Here is a 17,148-nt window from a genome sequence, read left to right as displayed (position 1 = left end):
TCGCTAACGTGTTTATATATGGTTTGTTGCGTGGTTTAAGCAACTAATTTAATAAATAATTACTGACATAGAAAATCCGATAGGATTTTCGTAAGTAGGTAAGAAGCCAGCAATAAATTATATATGGTGTTGGCAAATCTTTTTTTTAATTCCACTCAACATTTAGTTTTTTCAATTCCGATTTTAATTCAGACAAAGATTCTTCTTCTATTAAACTAATATTGATTTTCATTTTCTTTAATTCCGATTTAAGAATATACTCTCCAGCAAAATGCTTAATTCGTTTTATTTCATTAAGTTTCATTTTCTTTCCTAAAGGCCAATTCTGCTTTATAATTCCGTTTTCAACAGTCAGATATTTTTCCTTTTTCTGATAAAAGTAAATTATCAAATAAGTTCCTGACAATAAAAACCAGAAATAGTCAAACCAACTTGAGTTTTCATTAAATACAGTTTGCACAATTCCATTCGCAAACCATATTATGCCTAAATATAAATTCAGATTTACTTGTTTCTTTTTGTATCGTATTCTCATTTTTTGTAAATGTTTGCCAACTTAACGTATATATCAAGTTTTAATTCGTTATATCGAGACTCAGCTAAGTTCGAGTTTTCTTACCAAATAATCAACAGGAAAAACACTCTTTCTATTTTACGAACAATAAAAATTAAACAAAAACTCAAATTTTGATAAATATTTCAGTTTAACAAAATTTTTAGGTTCATCATTTGGAATAATCAAAATAAAATTTGGATATTTGTATAATTAAAAAAAGACATGAAATTTATTCAAAATCATCATCATCATTTTTACAATTGCCATCAAGCGATTTAAAAATGTATTGAATAAAGTCAAGATATTTATAAACCTGTTTGAGCAAATCAAACAGGTTTTTTATTTTTAATGCTTTTAAAAAAAAGCAATAAGAATAATCCTGATGATTATCAGGATCAAATAAAGGAATTAGTAATTTATTAAATAATATAATGAGTAATTTAAGAATTGCAGTACAAAAATCAGGAAGACTAAATGAAGATTCAATGGGAATCTTAAAAGACATAGGTATTTCTATCGATAATGGAATCGATCAATTAAAAGCATCCGCAAGAAATTTTCCAGTAGAAGTTTTCTATTTAAGAAATGGCGATATTCCTCAATATTTACGAGATGGAGTAGTAGATGCAGCCATTATTGGCGAAAATGTTTTAATTGAAAAAGGAACAGATATCGATTTTGTAGAGCGTTTAGGATTTTCGAAATGCAAGGTTTCAATCGCGGTTCCAAAAGAGTCAACAGCCAATTCATTAAAAGATTTAGCAGGTAAAAGAATCGCAACTTCGTATCCAGAAACCGTAAAAAAATACCTGAAAAAATACAATATTGATGCGCAATTACACATTATTAACGGTTCTGTGGAAATTGCCCCAAATATTGGCTTGGCAGATGGAATTTGCGATATCGTTTCTAGTGGAAGTACCTTGTTTAAAAACGGATTAAAAGAAATTGAGGTGTTGTTTAAATCGGAAGCAGTTTTGGCAGTTTCGCCTAAAATATCCGAAGAAAACAAAGCCATTTTAGAGAAAATTCAGTTTAGAATTCAGTCGGTTTTAAAAGGAAAATCATCTAAATATGTATTGTTAAACGCACCAAATGATAAGGTAGAAAAAATCATCGATATTTTACCAGGAATGAAAAGTCCAACTGTGTTGCCTTTGGCAGAAAAAGGTTGGAGCTCAATTCACTCAGTAATCGATAAAGATAAATTTTGGGATGTTATTGATGAGCTAAAAGCCAATGGTGCACAAGGAATTTTAGTGTGTCCTATTGAAAATATGGTTTTATAGTTTTTGAACAACGTTCAAAAATTATAAAATCCTGAACTTGTTTCAGGATCTGTTCAAAATAATTTAAAATGTACATTGAAATCTAATTGATTTCAAAATAAAAAGTATATTTTTTTGGGCGTTTTAACGGGCTTTCAGCACTCGCTTTTTTTCTGAAAAAGAAAAAAGAGCTCAAACAAATGCTTGTCTTGAGCTTGACGAAAGGCTTCAATCCCTAACGCAAATGGCTAGTTTATACCAAATCTCGCCTCTTAAAATGAATAGCGACTTCTGCAAGGTTTTTAAAACCTTGTAGGTATACATCAAAAATCTAAAATAATTACAAGGTCTTTAATACCTTGCAGGAGAAATAAAAAAGATGAAAACAATTATAAATCCAGCAAAATCAACTTGGTCTCAAATTTTACAAAGACCCACAAAAACAGTTGATGATATTGAGCAAACAGTTACTGAAATTTTTACGGAAGTAAAAAAAGAAGGAGACAAAGCTGTGCAGAAATACACGCAATTATTTGATGGAGTATCTTTAGAAAATAATGTAGTTTCAGAAGCTGAAATTGAAGAAGCTATTGCTGCAGTTTCAAACGAATTGAAAGAAGCAATTATTTTAGCAAATGAAAATATTACTGTTTTTCATAACGCACAAAAAACGGATAAGGTTTTTGTAGAAACCACAAATGGAGTTGAGTGTTGGCAAGAAAAAAGACCGATTCAAAAAGTTGGTTTGTACATTCCTGGAGGAACAGCACCACTTTTTTCAACGGTTTTAATGTTGGCAATTCCTGCACAAATTGCAGGTTGTAAAGAAATTGTATTGTGTTCGCCACCAAACAAGAAAGGAAAAATTCATCCAGCAATTTTATTTGCAGCAAAACTTTGTGGTGTTACTAAAATTATAAAAGTTGGCGGAATTCAAGCAATTGCTGGATTAACTTTTGGAACAGAATCAATTCCACAAGTCTATAAAATATTTGGACCAGGAAATCAATATGTAACAGTTGCAAAACAATTGGCGACCAAATTTGGAGTTGCCATTGATATGCCTGCAGGACCAAGTGAATTATTAGTAGTTGCAGACAATGCTGCAAATGCAAGCTTTGTAGCTTCAGATTTATTGAGCCAAGCAGAACATGGCATTGACAGTCAAGTTATTTTGGTATCAACATCAAAAAAACTAATTACAGCTGTAGAAGCCGAAATTAACAAACAAATTTTAGACCTGCCAAGAGTAGAAATTGCACAAAAAGCAATTGCCAATTCAAAATCAATATTTGTTGAAACAGATGAAATTGCGTTAGATTTAATCAACGAATATGGTCCAGAACATTTTATAGTTTGTACAAATAACAATGATTATTATGTAGATAATATTGCAAACGCAGGTTCTGTTTTTATTGGTAATTATACACCAGAAAGTGCAGGAGATTATGCATCAGGAACCAATCACACATTGCCAACAAACGGATTTACAAAAGCATATTCAGGCGTAAATTTAGATAGTTTTTTGAAAAGTATTACATTTCAAAAAATATCAAAAGAAGGTATTCAAACAATTGGGAAATCTATAGAATTAATGGCAGAAGCAGAAGGTTTACAAGCACATAAAAATGCGGTTACTTTAAGGTTAGAAACCTTAAAGTAATCGTGTTTAACTTGTTTCAGTACCTAAAGTTAAACGATTTATAATAAAAGTATACCCTCAAAGGGTTTTAAACCCTTTGAGGGATTGGAAATAAACAATAATATGCTGATGTAAATTCAGTATGAAACAAATGAAAACAAATTTTAACATCAACAATTTAGTTAGAGAAAATATCAAATCTCTAAAACCATATTCATCAGCAAGAGATGAGTATAAAGATGCCACTTCTGACGATATGATTTTTTTGGATGCCAATGAAAATCCCTTTGAAAATGGTGTAAATCGTTATCCAGATCCGCAACAAAATTCCGTAAAAGAATTGTTGTCAGGAATTAAAAACATCCACAAGAAAAACATTCTTTTAGGAAATGGAAGTGATGAAGTGTTAGATTTAATTTTTAGAGCTTTTTGTGAACCAAAAGAAGACAATATCATTACATTACCACCAACGTATGGAATGTATTCGGTTTTGGCAAACATCAACAATATCCAAAATAAAGAAGTTTTATTAACGGAAGATTTTCAGCCAAAAGTTGCTCAAATTTTAGAAAATGTTGATGATCACACTAAAATATTGTTTTTATGTTCGCCCAATAATCCATCAGGAAATAGTTTTTCTGTTGATATAGTTGAGGAGTTATTGTTGAAGTTTAAAGGCTTGGTTGTTATAGATGAAGCGTATATTGATTTTTCAGAAGAGAAAAGTTGGTTAGAAAAATTAGAGGAATTTCCAAATTTAATCATCACTCAAACCTTATCAAAAGCATATGGTTTAGCAGGAATTCGATTGGGAGTTTGTTATGCATCACAAGAAATTATTGCAATTTTAAACAACATAAAACCACCATATAATGTAAACGAATTAACGCAACAAAAAGCTGTGGAACGTTTATTAAAAATGGATGAAGTTGAAAATGAAGTTGCTGAAATTATAAAAGAAAGAACTTCTTTAGTTCATCAGTTAAAAGAAATTTCTTTTATCACAAAAATTTATCCAACAGATTGTAATTTTGTTTTGGTAAAAGTTGATGATGCTACTAAAAGGTATAATCAATTAATTGCAAAAGGTATTGTAATCAGAAATAGAACAACTCAACCTTTATGTGAAAATTGTTTACGATTTACTGTGGGAACGAATTTGGAGAACGAAAGATTGATCAAAACATTAAATAGTTTATAGTTGTTTAAAATGTCATTCTAAATAAAATTAGAAATCTTATGATTATGAGATTTCTCAATCGCCAAAAAGGCTCATTTCGAAATGACAAAATTATTAATTAATAAAATAAATAAATTCTCACAAATTCGAGTGAGAGTTCCTTCCCTTTGGGAAGGTTAGGATGGGCTTATGAAAAAAGTTTTATTTATAGATAGAGATGGAACGTTGGTTTTAGAACCACCTGTAGATTATCAATTAGATAGTTTAGAAAAGTTAGAATATTATCCAAAAGTGTTTCAATACATGGCAAAAATTGCTACTGAATTGGATTACGAATTGGTGATGGTTACCAATCAAGATGGTTTGGGAACTGATTCTTTTCCTGAAGATACTTTTTGGCCAGCACAAAATAAGGTAATGACTGCTTTCGAAAAAGAAGGTGTTGTTTTTGCTGATGTTCATATTGATAAGACGTTTCCTCATGAAAATGCAGAAACCAGAAAACCAAGAACAGGTTTGCTAACAAAATATTTTTCTGAAGACTATGATTTAGAAAATTCGTTTGTTTTAGGTGATAGAATTACAGACATGGAATTGGCTAAAAACCTAGGAGCAAAAGGAATTTTTCTGTCAGAAAATCCAGATTTAGGTGCTGACGAAATTGAAACTTCGAAACAAGAAATCATAGATTGTATTGCTTTAACTTCTACTGATTGGTCAGAAATCTATCAATTTTTAAAGTTGAAAGATAGAGTTGTAGACATCACAAGAAATACAAACGAAACCAAAATTTACATCAAATTAAATTTAGATGGTTCAGGAAAAAATGATATTTCTACAGGGTTGCATTTTTTCGATCACATGTTAGATCAAATTGGGAGACATGGAAATATGGATTTAACCATAAAAGTTGATGGTGATTTAGAAGTTGATGAACATCACACAATCGAAGATACAATGATTGCTTTTGGAGAATTGTTCAACAAAGCTTTAGGAAATAAATTAGGTATTGAACGTTATGGTTTTTGCTTACCAATGGACGATTGTTTAGCACAAGTTGCTGTTGATTTTGGAGGTAGAAATTGGTTGGAATGGGATGCAGAATTCAAACGAGAAAAAATAGGAGATATGCCAACAGAAATGTTTTATCATTTATTTAAATCGTTTACTGATGGCGCAAAATGCAATTTGAATATCAAAGCAGAAGGCACAAATGAGCATCATAAAATAGAAGGAATTTTTAAAGCATTTGCAAAAGCTATGAAAATGGCTGTAAAAAGAGATGCAAATAAAATGTTTTTGCCATCAACAAAGGGAATGTTGTAGCCCATCTTAATCTTCCTCAAGGGAAGAAACACTCTTGTGTTAGCAAGTTTATAATTTAAAAAAATGAAAAAAGAAATCCTAAAAAATAAAAGTACGAGTGAGAGTTCTTCCCCTTTGGGGAAGTTAGATGGGGCTTCTGTTGTAATAATTAATTACGGAGCAGGAAATATAAAAAGTATTCAGTTTGCTTTTAAAAGATTGGGAATTGATGCTGTTCTGTCAAATAATATCGATGAAATAAAATCCGCTGATAAAGTTATTTTCCCTGGAGTTGGAGAAGCAAGTTCTGCCATGAAAATGTTGCAAGAAAGTGGTTTGGATACAGTAATTCCGACTTTAACACAGCCAGTTTTAGGTATTTGTTTAGGAATGCAATTGATGTGTAATTCGTCTGAAGAAGGGAATACAAAAGGATTAGGTATTTTTAATGTTGAAGTTAAAAAGTTTTCTAAAAATGTAAAAGTTCCGCAAATGGGTTGGAATGTAATTTCTAACTTAAAATCGGACTTATTTAAAGGAATAAAAGATAAAGAATTTATGTATTTGGTACATAGTTTTTATGCCGAAAAATGTGCTGAAATGATTGCAACCACAGATTATGAAATAGAATATGCGTCAGCATTGCAAAAAGATAATTTTTATGGAGTTCAATTTCATCCAGAGAAATCATCCAAAGCAGGAGAGCAGATTCTGAAGAATTTTTTGGAACTATAAACTAACGACTAAAAACTAACAACTATTTTGAGAATTATACCAGCAATAGACATCATCGACGGAAAATGTGTTCGTCTAACAAAAGGAGATTACAATACCAAAAAAATATATAACGAAAATCCGTTAGAAGTTGCCAAAGAATTTGAGGCAGCAGGAATTGAATATTTGCATGTTGTAGATTTAGATGGGGCTAAAGCTAGTCAAATTATCAACTATAAAGTTTTAGAGCAAATTGCAACTAAAACCAATTTAAAAATTGATTTTGGTGGTGGCTTAAAGTCTGATAAAGATTTAGAAATTGCTTTTAATTCTGGCGCAAACCAAATTACAGGAGGAAGTATTGCTGTAAAAAATGCAGCAGTTTTTGAAGGCTGGATTGAAAAATATGGATCCCAAAAAATAATTTTAGGAGCCGATTTTTATCCAGATAATTCAGGAGGAAAAATTGCTACAAATGGTTGGCAAGAAGAAAGTTCTTTAGAGTTAATTCCATTTATTGCAGATTATCAGCAAAAGGGAATTCAATATATAATTTGTACAGATATTTCTAAAGATGGTATGTTACAAGGCCCAAGTTTTGAGATATATCAACAGATTTTATCCGAAGTAAAAAATATAAAACTAATTGCTTCTGGAGGAATTTCAACCTTTGATGAATTGCCAAAATTAGCAAAAAATGGTTGTGAAGGCGTAATTATTGGAAAAGCGATTTATGAAAATAAAATTAGCTTGAAACAATTGGAAGAGTTTATCTTAAATAACTAAATGTTATTTTGATTTACCTCTGAATTATAAAAAAGTTCTCGATACATTTTCGATGAAAAATCGAAATCACTCGAACTGACATTATGGATAATTATATTTAAAATAATACTCATAATTATATAAATATTAACGAATTAGTTCCTTCCCAAGCCTGCATTGAGCGCAGTCGAAATGGGAAGGTTAGAATGGGCTTATGTTAACAAAAAGAATAATACCTTGTTTAGATATTAAAAACGGAAGAACTGTAAAAGGTGTTAATTTCGTGAATTTAATTGATGCTGGAGATCCTGTGGTTTTAGCAAAACAATATGCAGATTTAGGAGCAGATGAATTGGTTTTTTTAGATATTTCTGCAACGTTAGAAGGTAGAAAAACTATGCGTGAAATGGTTTTGAAAGTTGCTGAACAAGTAAATATTCCATTTACAGTTGGTGGAGGAATATCGTCTGTTGAAGATGTAGATTTACTTTTAAAATGTGGAGCAGATAAGGTTTCTATCAATTCATCAGCAGTAAAAAGACCAGAATTAGTAAACGAATTGGCAGATAAATTTGGGAGTCAATGTGTGGTGGTTGCTATTGATGCTAAACAAATTGATGGAGAATGGTTTGTGCATTTAGCTGGAGGAACCATCCCAACAGAACTTAATTTATTTGATTGGGCAAAAGAAGTTGAAAAACGCGGAGCAGGAGAAATTTTGTTTACTTCTATGAATAATGATGGCACAAAAGCAGGTTTTGCAAACGAGGCTTTAGCAAAATTATCAACAGAATTAAACATTCCAATTATAGCTTCTGGAGGAGCAGGAACTGTGCAACATTTTATTGATACTTTTGTGGATGGAAAATCGGATGCAGCTCTAGCAGCAAGTGTTTTTCATTTTGGGGAAATCCCGATTTTGGATTTGAAAAAGGAATTGAAAAAAAATAATATTGAAATACGTTTATAATACAATTTTTACTTTTAGTAATTGTCAAAGTAAAAAAGAGAGTAAATTAGTAATTAACGGTTCTCGATACAATTTCGATGAAAAATCGAAATCACTCGAACTGACATAAAATAAAAAATAATGAGTTTTATAGATATTGAAAAGAGTCTACTTTTTTCCCCATTGGGGAAATTAAAAGGGGCTTTAGTGCCAGCAATCATTCAAGATGCCACCACAAAAAATGTGTTGATGTTGGGTTACATGAATGAAGAAGCCTTTTTAAAAACGAATGAAACCAAGTTGGTGACTTTTTTTAGTAGAACAAAAAAACGTTTGTGGACCAAAGGCGAAGAAAGTGGCAATGTGTTGAATTTAGTGGATATAAAACTAGATTGTGACAATGATACTTTATTAATTTCCGTAAATCCTAAAGGGCCAACTTGCCATAAAGGAACTGATACTTGTTGGGCTGAAGAAAACAATTCTAATTTTGGGTTTTTATCGACTTTAGAAAATGTGATAGCAGAAAGAGTTGCCAATAAAGAAACTCAAAAATCTTATGTAGCAAGTTTGTTTGATAAAGGCATCAATAAAATTGCGCAGAAAGTAGGAGAGGAAGCTGTAGAAACCGTTATTGAAGCTATGGATAACAATGATGAATTGTTTTTATACGAATCTGCAGATTTGTTATTTCATTATTTAATGTTGTTACAAGCAAAAGGTTTTACCTTAAAAGATATTGAAGCTGAATTAGTGAAGAGACAAAAGTAGTTAAAAGATATTATTCAAGAAGGGATCATAATTTTGAAATAAATCTGAAAAACGAATTAATTTTATAAAAGTTAATTATCTTTTTTTAGAGGGCTATTCATAAAGTATTTATAGATGTTGTTAGTTGTAGATATACAGTTTTTGTGCAAGGGTGAATCTATCATGTAACATTTTTCATCAAACAATAATTTCTCATTATACTCTTGAACAAATAGCTCTCGATATTGATAAAAACGAACAACTTTCCTTTCATTTATAACTCTTCCTTGTATATCTCTTATATTTCTAATCCAAAAAGTTAACCTAATATCCATGTCATATGGTTTTGAAAAAAGGATTCTAATATTTTTACCTTCAATTTCAACTTTATCAATTTTTAACTTTTTATCATTTTGAAAAAAATCATAATGAGATTTACTGGTGGCAGTTTTTTCATCTATTATGGCGTTTGTTCGAACTAATATTTCGCGCCTATTATATATTTTTGGTTGATCTATAGTCGTTTCTTTAAAGTAATCTTCGTCATTTTGATCAATTGTAAAAAATTCATTATTAAACGAAATATATTTCAATTTCATTTGATTTTTAGTTTGATCTGAATATCCATATTCTAATGATAATTCATAAATTTTCTTTTTTGTAGATTCTAAAACACCTTTGTATTTAATTTTATGAATCGTAAAATCTTTTGGATTTATAAAAATTTCACCGTCAATAAGAACAGCGTCCGTTTTAACTTCACCAGATGAATCTAAAACATAATGTGATTTAAAATCTGGTGCATCATTCTTAGCATTTAAAAGTGTTCCTCTATCTATAATAACCTTACGACTATTGTAATTAACTTTATATAGAAGTATATTATCTTGATATACTTTAACTGGTTTATCAAAAGAGTGATTTCTTAAAAAATCTCTAGAAAATTTATAAATAAAAGCAAAAGAATTTGTGTCGTAATTTCTAATTGGATCGTGAGCCAAGAGTATAAAAAACTCGTTTCCACCTTGGTTAGGAATTTTACCATATGGAATATATTTATTTGGCTGCTGATAATCAGGAGTTTGCCAAACACTGTCGTATTTATCTGGAATAAATGTTTCTCTTGGGAAATCTTTATTTTTCTTATAGTCTAAAAGTCTAAATTTATTGTAATTATAAGCGGTATTAAATCCTGTATCTATGGTTTGAATAATGGCCTCATTTAAATTTGAATATTCTTCGTTTCTTTTTAAATATTCTCTATAATATGAAACATGCGTAAAAGGTTGAACAGGATAATTATCTGGAATTTTCCTAATCGCTTCTCGGATTAAATTTTTCCTACGTACTTTTCTTTTTCTTTTCGAAGTAATAGTAATCCCATTTAGCTTTTCATTTGCTTCTTCTAAATAGATGTAATTAATTCCGCTTTTTTTTAACGTACTAAACAAAATAGATTTACTTATATAGCCAATAGAAGAAATTAAAAGTACATCTGACTCATTTTTCTCGGAGTTTCTAATACTAAAATCTCCTTCTTCACTTGCGTAATAACCTAAACTACTTTTTTTTAATATGATTGTAGTAAAAGCAATCGGTTTTTTTGTTTTTGCATCTAAAATTTTTCCCTTAATATAGGTTGATTGTTTACTTTGATTAAAATTTAAAATATGCTTTTTATTAGTCTCAGAGCTAGCCCAAATTGTATGTGAAACACAAAAAAAGAAAAAAAATAATTTTAGGATTTGTTTGTATTCGTTAAATTTAATTAGCATAATTTTTTATAAGAGGGTAAATATTCTTTTAATCAAAGCAATGAAACCAAAGATAAAATATTTTTATTAATAGATTAATTAATTAAAACGCAAAGCTAAAGTTAACTATTTATCAACTCTAAAGTAACCAAATAAACATCTTGTTTAGTCATTTTTGCTTTTAACCAAGCAAAGAAACTCATCATAAAAATGTCTTCTTTTTTGTTGTCAATAAAATTAAATGATGTTTCTACTCTGTTATAAAACTCTTTAGAACTTGCTTTTTCCGGATTTTTATAATAGATTTCTACCAGTTTTAAATAGGCAATTACATTTTCTTGATGTATATCTTTTAAGTGTTTAAAATAGTTTCTTTTGAAGCTTTTTAAACGAGATTCAACTAGATTTATATGTCCAGAATCTATTTGTAATAAAATATCAATTAAATTCTTTTTAATTGTCCAAACCAAACCTGCTTTTTCGAGATACCATTTATCTGTATGATATAATTTAGACAATAAATTTTGTGCTTTTGTTAAATTTTTATGCTGAAAATAACATACAATTAAAGTTAAATAAATATCTAAATTCTGAATAACGTTGCTGCTTTTTTTGTTGATAGAATTCTCTAAAAGTTGAATTGCTTCTTCCTGTTTTTCTATATAATTATAATTTAAGGCAAGTAATAAATCGTGTTTTGAGGAAAAGTCTTTCAAATATTTTTGCTTGTTTTCGTTCATGTAAAAATTCATCAATTGTAAATATTTTAAAGATTGATGGAACTTTTTGTTTCTGAAAAATATGTTAGAAATTAAATATAGAATTTCGATATGATAATATAGTTGCTTGTTTTTAGATGTATGATTTTCAACAATTTTATATGTTTCAGTAGCGAAACTTGTTAGGTTATAATAATCGAATTTTTGTGAAGAAGAAATTGTGGTTATTTGTAAAAGCTGATATAATGATTTGAAAGACAGTAAACTTAAATCTGAAATGTTTTGAGTTTTCAGAGTGTTTTCAATGAGCTTTTTAATGTCAATTATTGTTTTCTTTTGTTGATATTCATTTAGCGATTTTCTGATGTTAGCATAGGCAATATTTAAATTGTCTTCTTGTATTAATTGTTGCTGATTTTCTTTAAAATTACAAATCGTTTCCTCTAAATTTAAAGTTTTATACTGATGCACATATTGTATTTTAGTATGATAAATTTCATTTAAAATCGAAAATAATTGATATTCAGTAGCTATAATTTTGGCTTTGTCTAAAATTTGATAACCGACTTCAATTTGCTCTTTTTGAAGAAAACTTCTGGCAGCAATAATATATTTTATCAATTTTACATCTAAAGAGTTTTCTTCTTTAATGCAGGTATTTGCAGTAAAATCGATTAAAGATTGAAACAAACGCTTTCTTAAAGCATGCAAAGCCACTTTGTTTTGTTTGCCATAGATTTTTTCTGATATTTCTTGAGAAGAATACTTATCAATCAACAATAATTTTACTAATTGAATATTTTTAGCGTCTTTTCTTTTATTCTTTTTATCTAAATAATTGATAAATTCTTGTTGTTTATCATCATTTAAAGTTTTTAAAACCTCATTTAAGTTTATCATTATATCGTCAGTAAATAGTTTATAAATATACTGAATTATAAATTTAATATACTTTTTATTTATAATTAAGTCGTCAGTAATTTGTAAAAGTAGGATTTACAGAACTTTAAAACTGTCGCAAATTTGTATCATAATTATTAAACTAAAAATTATGAATTATCAAACAAATGTTTCGTCAAACGAAGAAACTAAAAAACAGAAAAAAAGTACATTTAAAAATGAAAACGACCAAAAACCAACAGCAGCATATATTGGTGCAACTTGGGGAATTGTAATTATTGGGTTGCTTTCTTATTGTATTGGTTTGTGGAATGCAAGCATGGAATTAAATGAAAAAGGCTATTATTTTGCCATACTTTTAATGGGCATTTATGCAGTTATTTCCCTCCAAAAAGCAGTTAGAGATAAGGCTGAAAACTTAAAAGTAAGTGATATGTATTATGGAATAAGTTGGGTGGTTGCAATAGCCTCGATACTTTTATTAATCATCGGTTTAAGAAATGCAGATTTGGCTTTGAGTGAAAAAGGTTTCTATGGAATTTCCTTTTTATTGAGTCTTTTTGGTGCAATTACCGTTCAAAAAAACACAAGAGATATTGATTTTATCAACACTAAAAATAAAGAAGAGAGTTAGTTTGATAATGGTTTTATAAACCAAAACCTCACAAATTAATTATTTGTGAGGTTTAAATTATTAGTTTATTTACTTTTTTTTCCATTTTTCTCAGGAATATAAGTTATTCCAGATCTAACATTAGAAATGTGATTGCCATCTGCATCATGATTAATTGCCAGAATTTCATCGGCATTTTTCTTTTTTATTTTTATTTTCTTTTCTTTATTATCCAAATCCATTTTATTTGTCTTTATGGTTAATAGTATCAATTTCTAAATTCTCATTATCATCGCTTCCAATACTATATAATTGATTTTCTTCGTCTTTAAGAGTTTTTTTAGTCACTTCTTTTCGAGCTTTCCTACCAGGAACATCTAAGTCTTTTCCAGAGAAATCATTCGTAACTTTGTTTTTTAAAAGTTCATCTTCTCCATTATCATTTCTTAAATTTCCAGCTTTATCTCCTAAAGCTTGTAAATCTTCTTTTGTAATGTCCGAATTGTATTTTTTTGTATTTTCCTTCATAATTATTTACTGTTTACATAAAGTGCATGTACAACTCTTGGCAACCAACCTAAAATGGTTAATAAAATACTCAATAAAAATTGAGTTCCTAAACCATGTTTTAAAAACACAGCTATTGGAGGTAATAAGACACTTAAAATTATAGTTAATATTGACATTTGTTCAGTTTTTTAGTTGAGTTCCGAAATTATAAAATAACTAAAAATGTTGTTGTCTTAAAAGATGTAAATGTTAACTCATAAACTATTTTAACAATGTAATTTATTTGTTAACAAGTCTTTAACTAGTTGTTTTAAAAGTATTTTTTAGTTTTATAGAAAATTTAAAAACAAAATATTATGGGAATTATAAAAGACAATAAAAAATTTGACAGATCAAAAACACAAAACGATCCAACAAATCCATCACCAAATTTAAAAGAGAATAAAGACTTTAGTTTAGATAAAGAAACAATTACTGATAAGAAAAAAGATCAATAAATTTAATTGTTTATGAAATACAAACCTTCACGAAATTCGTGAAGGTTTTTTAATGGAAAGTATTTTAGAAAGTTTAATACTCGTTCATTAAGATTACTTTTAAAGTAGGATAATTTGTTTTTAATTCCTTTTCTATACCAATTACGTGAGCTGCACCAACCATAACAATATTTTTTGTTTTGCCAGACTCTAAAACCTGACTTGCAATATTTTTAGCCATTCTCATATTTCGTTCATTCCAATATTTTCTACCTTCCAAACAACCTTCAGTATCTTCTGTAACATAACTGAATGAACTCATTGTATGCAACCCTTCTAAAGATGCTCTTTTATTAGTGTGTTTTCCTAATTTCCTTAAAATCGCAGGAATTTTAGCAGCATTACATTGTTTTCTGTTGATCTCAGAACCAATGGCATTACTACCATTTTTAGAACCTTCTTTGTTACATTTTGTCCATCCATTATGGTATAAATCATTTGTTTGTTGATCATCCATATTGGTAACTTTCAAATTTTGGTTGATGGACAATTTGTATGTTAAATCTCCATCTTCGTGTCTTGTTGGTTTTTTAGCGCCACCAATTCCGTATTTTTTTATGTATGATAAAAGCTCATAATTTCCATTATCTCTTTTGTAGCCATAACTATTAATTAGATAGTTAATTTCATCAGCATTTAAATCTTTTAAATTTTTGGTTGATAAAATATTAAATTTAGTTTGATTAAAATTAAAGTTTTTCTGCAAAGAATCAGATAATTTATAAAATCGCTGATAATTTTTAGACCAACCTTCTTTTAAATATTCCCAAGAAATAGTGTCATTTGCCATTGGCGATTCTACAAAAATTGCTTCAGGATTGTATTTTTTAGCAAAACGCAACATGGGTTTGTAACTTTTTTTTACAATTTTTGGCACAGTGTGCATGGTGCCTACAATTAAAACTTCTTGTTGTTGTTTTTGCGCTAACAAATTAAAGATTGATAAAAATAAAATGCTAATTAAAGTGATTTGAGTTTTCATAATGATGTTTTTATTGATTAAACTTTCTGAGACAAAATTAGAAAGTAAAAATCAATAAAGTCATTATATATAGGTGTTTGGGGCGAAATGCACTTATTCTGTGGTAGAATTCAAAGCTGCTTTTACCTCTTTTTGATAGGTTCTAGAAACTGGCACTTTTATGTGGTGAAATAACAACACAAACAGTTTGCTATTTTCTGTTTTCCATTGTAAAAAGTGATAGGGATTAATTAAATAAGAACGATGTGTTCTTAAAAGTAAAGGAAATTCATCTGCAATAACAGACAATTTATTTCTAATTAAAGTCTTTTTCAAGTCTTTGCCAACCACATAAAAAACTTCTACATAATTATCTGAAGATTGAATTGATATTATATCATTTAAAAACAAACGCAAGCCTTCATAATTTCCTTCACCTTTAATTTCTATTTTCTTCGCTTCAATTTGTTTGGTTTTGTATTTGCCAAAAGCAAATCGCCCAAAAATAATAATTGGTAAAATGGTGGCAATTGCAGGTAAAAAAATACTTTTAAGCATATACCATAAACCATAAGGATTTACTTCATTCGCCATAATTATGTATAAATAATACAATCTAGAAATGGTAATAGCAAAAACACAAAATAGTCCTATAAAAAGTAGTTCGCTTAAAATCGTCCAACTTTTATCATTTTTATGCAGCATTATATATTGAAGTGGCAAAAACAACAAATAACAACAGCCACCAATAATACCATAACCAGCTAAAAAGAGTAGTTTTTCATCATCATATAATTGATTTACATCTAAAGGTTCTGTAAAGTATAAAAAAACGAAAATCCAAATTGCTAAACCAATTGCAATAATAATATGATGTTTTATGGAAGGATCAAAAGGGTATTTTTTATGCAATTATTTTTTGTTTAAGATTGAATTTTTCTTTTTGATTCTCAAATATAAACATTTAAACACTTTTTGTATTATAAAAATTTATGAGATGCTTAATAGTAGTATTTTTGAATTCTAAATTTAATACATATGAAAAATTCTAAATTTCTTATTGCTATTTCTTTTTTTGCAATTTATGTAATTTGGGGTTCAACATATTTATTTAATAAAGTAGCAGTTACAGAATTGTCGCCTTTTTTTTTAGCTTCTATTCGTTTTTCTGTTGCAGGTATTTTAATGATATTCTTAGCGTTTATTTTAAAACAACCTTTAAAAATATCTAAAAAGCAATTTTTAAATTCCATGATTGCTTCATTCTTTTTTTTGATTTATGGAAATGGAGTTTTTGTGTGGGCTTTACGTTATGTAGATAGTGGTTTTGGAGCTTTAATAGCATCTACTCAACCACTTTTTGTGCTCTTTTTATTACGATTAATTGATAGAAAACCTTTTCAGAGAAAATCGATAATTGGTGTAATTTTAGGAATGTTTGGCATGTATTTATTAGTCAGTCAAAAAGCATTAATAACTTCTGAAGGAACTTTGTTAGGTATTTTTATGATGCTAACCTGCGTGTTAAGTTGGAGTTATGGAAGCGTATTTGTATCCAAAGCAGATTTACCAAAAAGTTTTATGGTTACCACAGGTTACCAAATGTTGGTGGCTGGTTTTGTTTTACTATTAGCAAGTTTAAGTTTTAATGAAGTTTGGCTTTCACCTTTAAATTGGAGCGCAAATGTTCAAATTTCTATGGTTTTATTAATAGTTTTTGGAGGTATTACAGCATTTACAGCTTTTAATTATCTACTAAAAAATGTGTCTCCAGAAAAAGTATCAACATCTGCTTATGTAAATCCTGTAATTGCTTTGTTTATGGGATGGTATTTTTTAGAAGAAACCTTAACAACACAATCAATTATTGCCTCTTGTGTTTTATTAACGGGCGTTTATTTTATCACTTCAAGAAAAAGGAAATAATCTCTTAAAAAGGTGTTAACAATTCAATTGAGTTCAACTTAATTGCATTTCAGCAAACTTACATTACTGTTTATAAATAATTTTATAGTCTATTAATTTA

Annotated in this window: 19 protein-coding genes; 11 read left to right on the top strand and 8 right to left on the bottom strand. The window is 28.7% G+C overall.

Annotated elements, in window-relative coordinates; all coding sequences use genetic code 11:
- Positions 1 to 145 precede the first annotated feature (145 nt).
- Positions 146 to 535, bottom strand: coding sequence for a hypothetical protein (locus tag P161_RS0116815; protein ID WP_026778056.1), 390 nt, complete (start codon positions 533 to 535; stop codon positions 146 to 148).
- Positions 536 to 987: 452 nt separating this feature from the next.
- Between P161_RS0116815 and hisG the strand changes: the two genes are divergently transcribed.
- The 8 genes from hisG to hisIE all read left to right on the top strand — a co-directional run bounded on the left by hisG (position 988) and on the right by hisIE (position 9,150).
- Complete coding sequence (gene hisG, locus P161_RS0116810) at positions 988 to 1,845, top strand: ATP phosphoribosyltransferase (RefSeq protein WP_026778055.1); 858 nt, start codon at positions 988 to 990, stop codon at positions 1,843 to 1,845.
- Positions 1,846 to 2,203: 358 nt separating this feature from the next.
- Complete coding sequence (gene hisD / locus P161_RS0116805) at positions 2,204 to 3,487, top strand: histidinol dehydrogenase (RefSeq protein WP_026778054.1); 1,284 nt, start codon at positions 2,204 to 2,206, stop codon at positions 3,485 to 3,487.
- A gap of 130 nt (positions 3,488 to 3,617) precedes the next feature.
- Positions 3,618 to 4,667, top strand: coding sequence for a histidinol-phosphate transaminase (gene hisC / locus P161_RS0116800; RefSeq protein ID WP_026778053.1), 1,050 nt, complete (start codon positions 3,618 to 3,620; stop codon positions 4,665 to 4,667).
- Between the two features lie 168 nt (positions 4,668 to 4,835).
- On the top strand, positions 4,836 to 5,972 hold the full coding sequence (gene hisB, locus P161_RS0116795; protein WP_026778052.1) for a bifunctional histidinol-phosphatase/imidazoleglycerol-phosphate dehydratase HisB: 1,137 nt from the start codon (positions 4,836 to 4,838) through the stop codon (positions 5,970 to 5,972).
- A 63-nt stretch (positions 5,973 to 6,035) separates the two neighbouring features.
- Positions 6,036 to 6,686, top strand: a complete 651-nt coding sequence (hisH, locus tag P161_RS0116790; protein WP_231494759.1) for an imidazole glycerol phosphate synthase subunit HisH — start codon at positions 6,036 to 6,038, stop codon at positions 6,684 to 6,686.
- Between the two features lie 27 nt (positions 6,687 to 6,713).
- On the top strand, positions 6,714 to 7,451 hold the full coding sequence (gene hisA / locus P161_RS0116785; RefSeq protein ID WP_026778050.1) for a 1-(5-phosphoribosyl)-5-[(5-phosphoribosylamino)methylideneamino]imidazole-4-carboxamide isomerase: 738 nt from the start codon (positions 6,714 to 6,716) through the stop codon (positions 7,449 to 7,451).
- Positions 7,452 to 7,644: 193 nt separating this feature from the next.
- A complete protein-coding gene (gene hisF / locus P161_RS0116780; RefSeq protein ID WP_026778049.1) occupies positions 7,645 to 8,400 on the top strand; it encodes an imidazole glycerol phosphate synthase subunit HisF in 756 nt (251 codons plus the stop codon).
- A 120-nt stretch (positions 8,401 to 8,520) separates the two neighbouring features.
- On the top strand, positions 8,521 to 9,150 hold the full coding sequence (hisIE, locus tag P161_RS0116775; RefSeq protein ID WP_231494758.1) for a bifunctional phosphoribosyl-AMP cyclohydrolase/phosphoribosyl-ATP diphosphatase HisIE: 630 nt from the start codon (positions 8,521 to 8,523) through the stop codon (positions 9,148 to 9,150).
- Between the two features lie 71 nt (positions 9,151 to 9,221).
- Here the strand turns inward: hisIE and P161_RS0116770 are convergent, their stop codons facing one another.
- Both P161_RS0116770 and P161_RS0116765 read right to left on the bottom strand, forming a co-directional pair.
- The gene (locus P161_RS0116770) at positions 9,222 to 10,904 is read right to left on the bottom strand and encodes a carboxypeptidase-like regulatory domain-containing protein (RefSeq protein ID WP_026778047.1); all 1,683 of its coding nucleotides are present in this window, start codon (positions 10,902 to 10,904) and stop codon (positions 9,222 to 9,224) included.
- Between the two features lie 101 nt (positions 10,905 to 11,005).
- Positions 11,006 to 12,502: a hypothetical protein gene (locus P161_RS0116765; protein WP_026778046.1), complete on the bottom strand. Its 1,497-nt coding sequence runs from the start codon at positions 12,500 to 12,502 to the stop codon at positions 11,006 to 11,008.
- A gap of 151 nt (positions 12,503 to 12,653) precedes the next feature.
- On the opposite strand from P161_RS0116765, the gene yiaA reads away from it, so the two are divergent.
- Positions 12,654 to 13,136, top strand: a complete 483-nt coding sequence (gene yiaA, locus P161_RS0116760) for an inner membrane protein YiaA (protein ID WP_026778045.1) — start codon at positions 12,654 to 12,656, stop codon at positions 13,134 to 13,136.
- Between the two features lie 65 nt (positions 13,137 to 13,201).
- On the opposite strand, the gene P161_RS19605 is transcribed toward yiaA, so the two are convergent.
- From P161_RS19605 to P161_RS0116745, 3 genes are read right to left on the bottom strand one after another with little or no spacing between them, the layout of a single operon-like run.
- Positions 13,202 to 13,357 carry a hypothetical protein gene (locus P161_RS19605; RefSeq protein ID WP_155810494.1) on the bottom strand — a complete coding sequence of 52 codons (156 nt, stop codon included), beginning with the start codon at positions 13,355 to 13,357 and terminating at the stop codon, positions 13,202 to 13,204.
- A gap of 1 nt (position 13,358) precedes the next feature.
- Positions 13,359 to 13,643 carry a hypothetical protein gene (locus tag P161_RS0116750; protein WP_036841617.1) on the bottom strand — a complete coding sequence of 95 codons (285 nt, stop codon included), beginning with the start codon at positions 13,641 to 13,643 and terminating at the stop codon, positions 13,359 to 13,361.
- A 2-nt stretch (positions 13,644 to 13,645) separates the two neighbouring features.
- Positions 13,646 to 13,801, bottom strand: coding sequence for a YqaE/Pmp3 family membrane protein (locus P161_RS0116745; RefSeq protein WP_026778043.1), 156 nt, complete (start codon positions 13,799 to 13,801; stop codon positions 13,646 to 13,648).
- Positions 13,802 to 13,981: 180 nt separating this feature from the next.
- Here P161_RS0116745 and P161_RS19600 point away from each other — a divergent pair, with 180 nt between their 5' ends.
- Complete coding sequence (locus P161_RS19600; protein WP_155810493.1) at positions 13,982 to 14,122, top strand: hypothetical protein; 141 nt, start codon at positions 13,982 to 13,984, stop codon at positions 14,120 to 14,122.
- Positions 14,123 to 14,195: 73 nt separating this feature from the next.
- Here the strand turns inward: P161_RS19600 and P161_RS0116735 are convergent, their stop codons facing one another.
- Together P161_RS0116735 and P161_RS0116730 are read right to left on the bottom strand one after the other, a co-directional pair.
- Positions 14,196 to 15,143: a hypothetical protein gene (locus P161_RS0116735; RefSeq protein WP_026778042.1), complete on the bottom strand. Its 948-nt coding sequence runs from the start codon at positions 15,141 to 15,143 to the stop codon at positions 14,196 to 14,198.
- 93 nt (positions 15,144 to 15,236) lie between these two features.
- Complete coding sequence (locus P161_RS0116730) at positions 15,237 to 16,034, bottom strand: LytTR family DNA-binding domain-containing protein (protein ID WP_026778041.1); 798 nt, start codon at positions 16,032 to 16,034, stop codon at positions 15,237 to 15,239.
- A gap of 126 nt (positions 16,035 to 16,160) precedes the next feature.
- On the opposite strand from P161_RS0116730, the gene P161_RS0116725 reads away from it, so the two are divergent.
- A complete protein-coding gene (locus tag P161_RS0116725; RefSeq protein ID WP_026778040.1) occupies positions 16,161 to 17,048 on the top strand; it encodes an EamA family transporter in 888 nt (295 codons plus the stop codon).
- Positions 17,049 to 17,148: the final 100 nt, after the last annotated feature.

This window comes from Polaribacter sp. Hel_I_88, assembly GCF_000687935.1.
In the GTDB taxonomy this organism is placed as follows: Bacteria; Bacteroidota; Bacteroidia; order Flavobacteriales; family Flavobacteriaceae; genus Polaribacter.
Note: the sequence above shows the minus strand (reverse complement) of the source record. Positions and strands in the feature narration are given on the sequence as shown.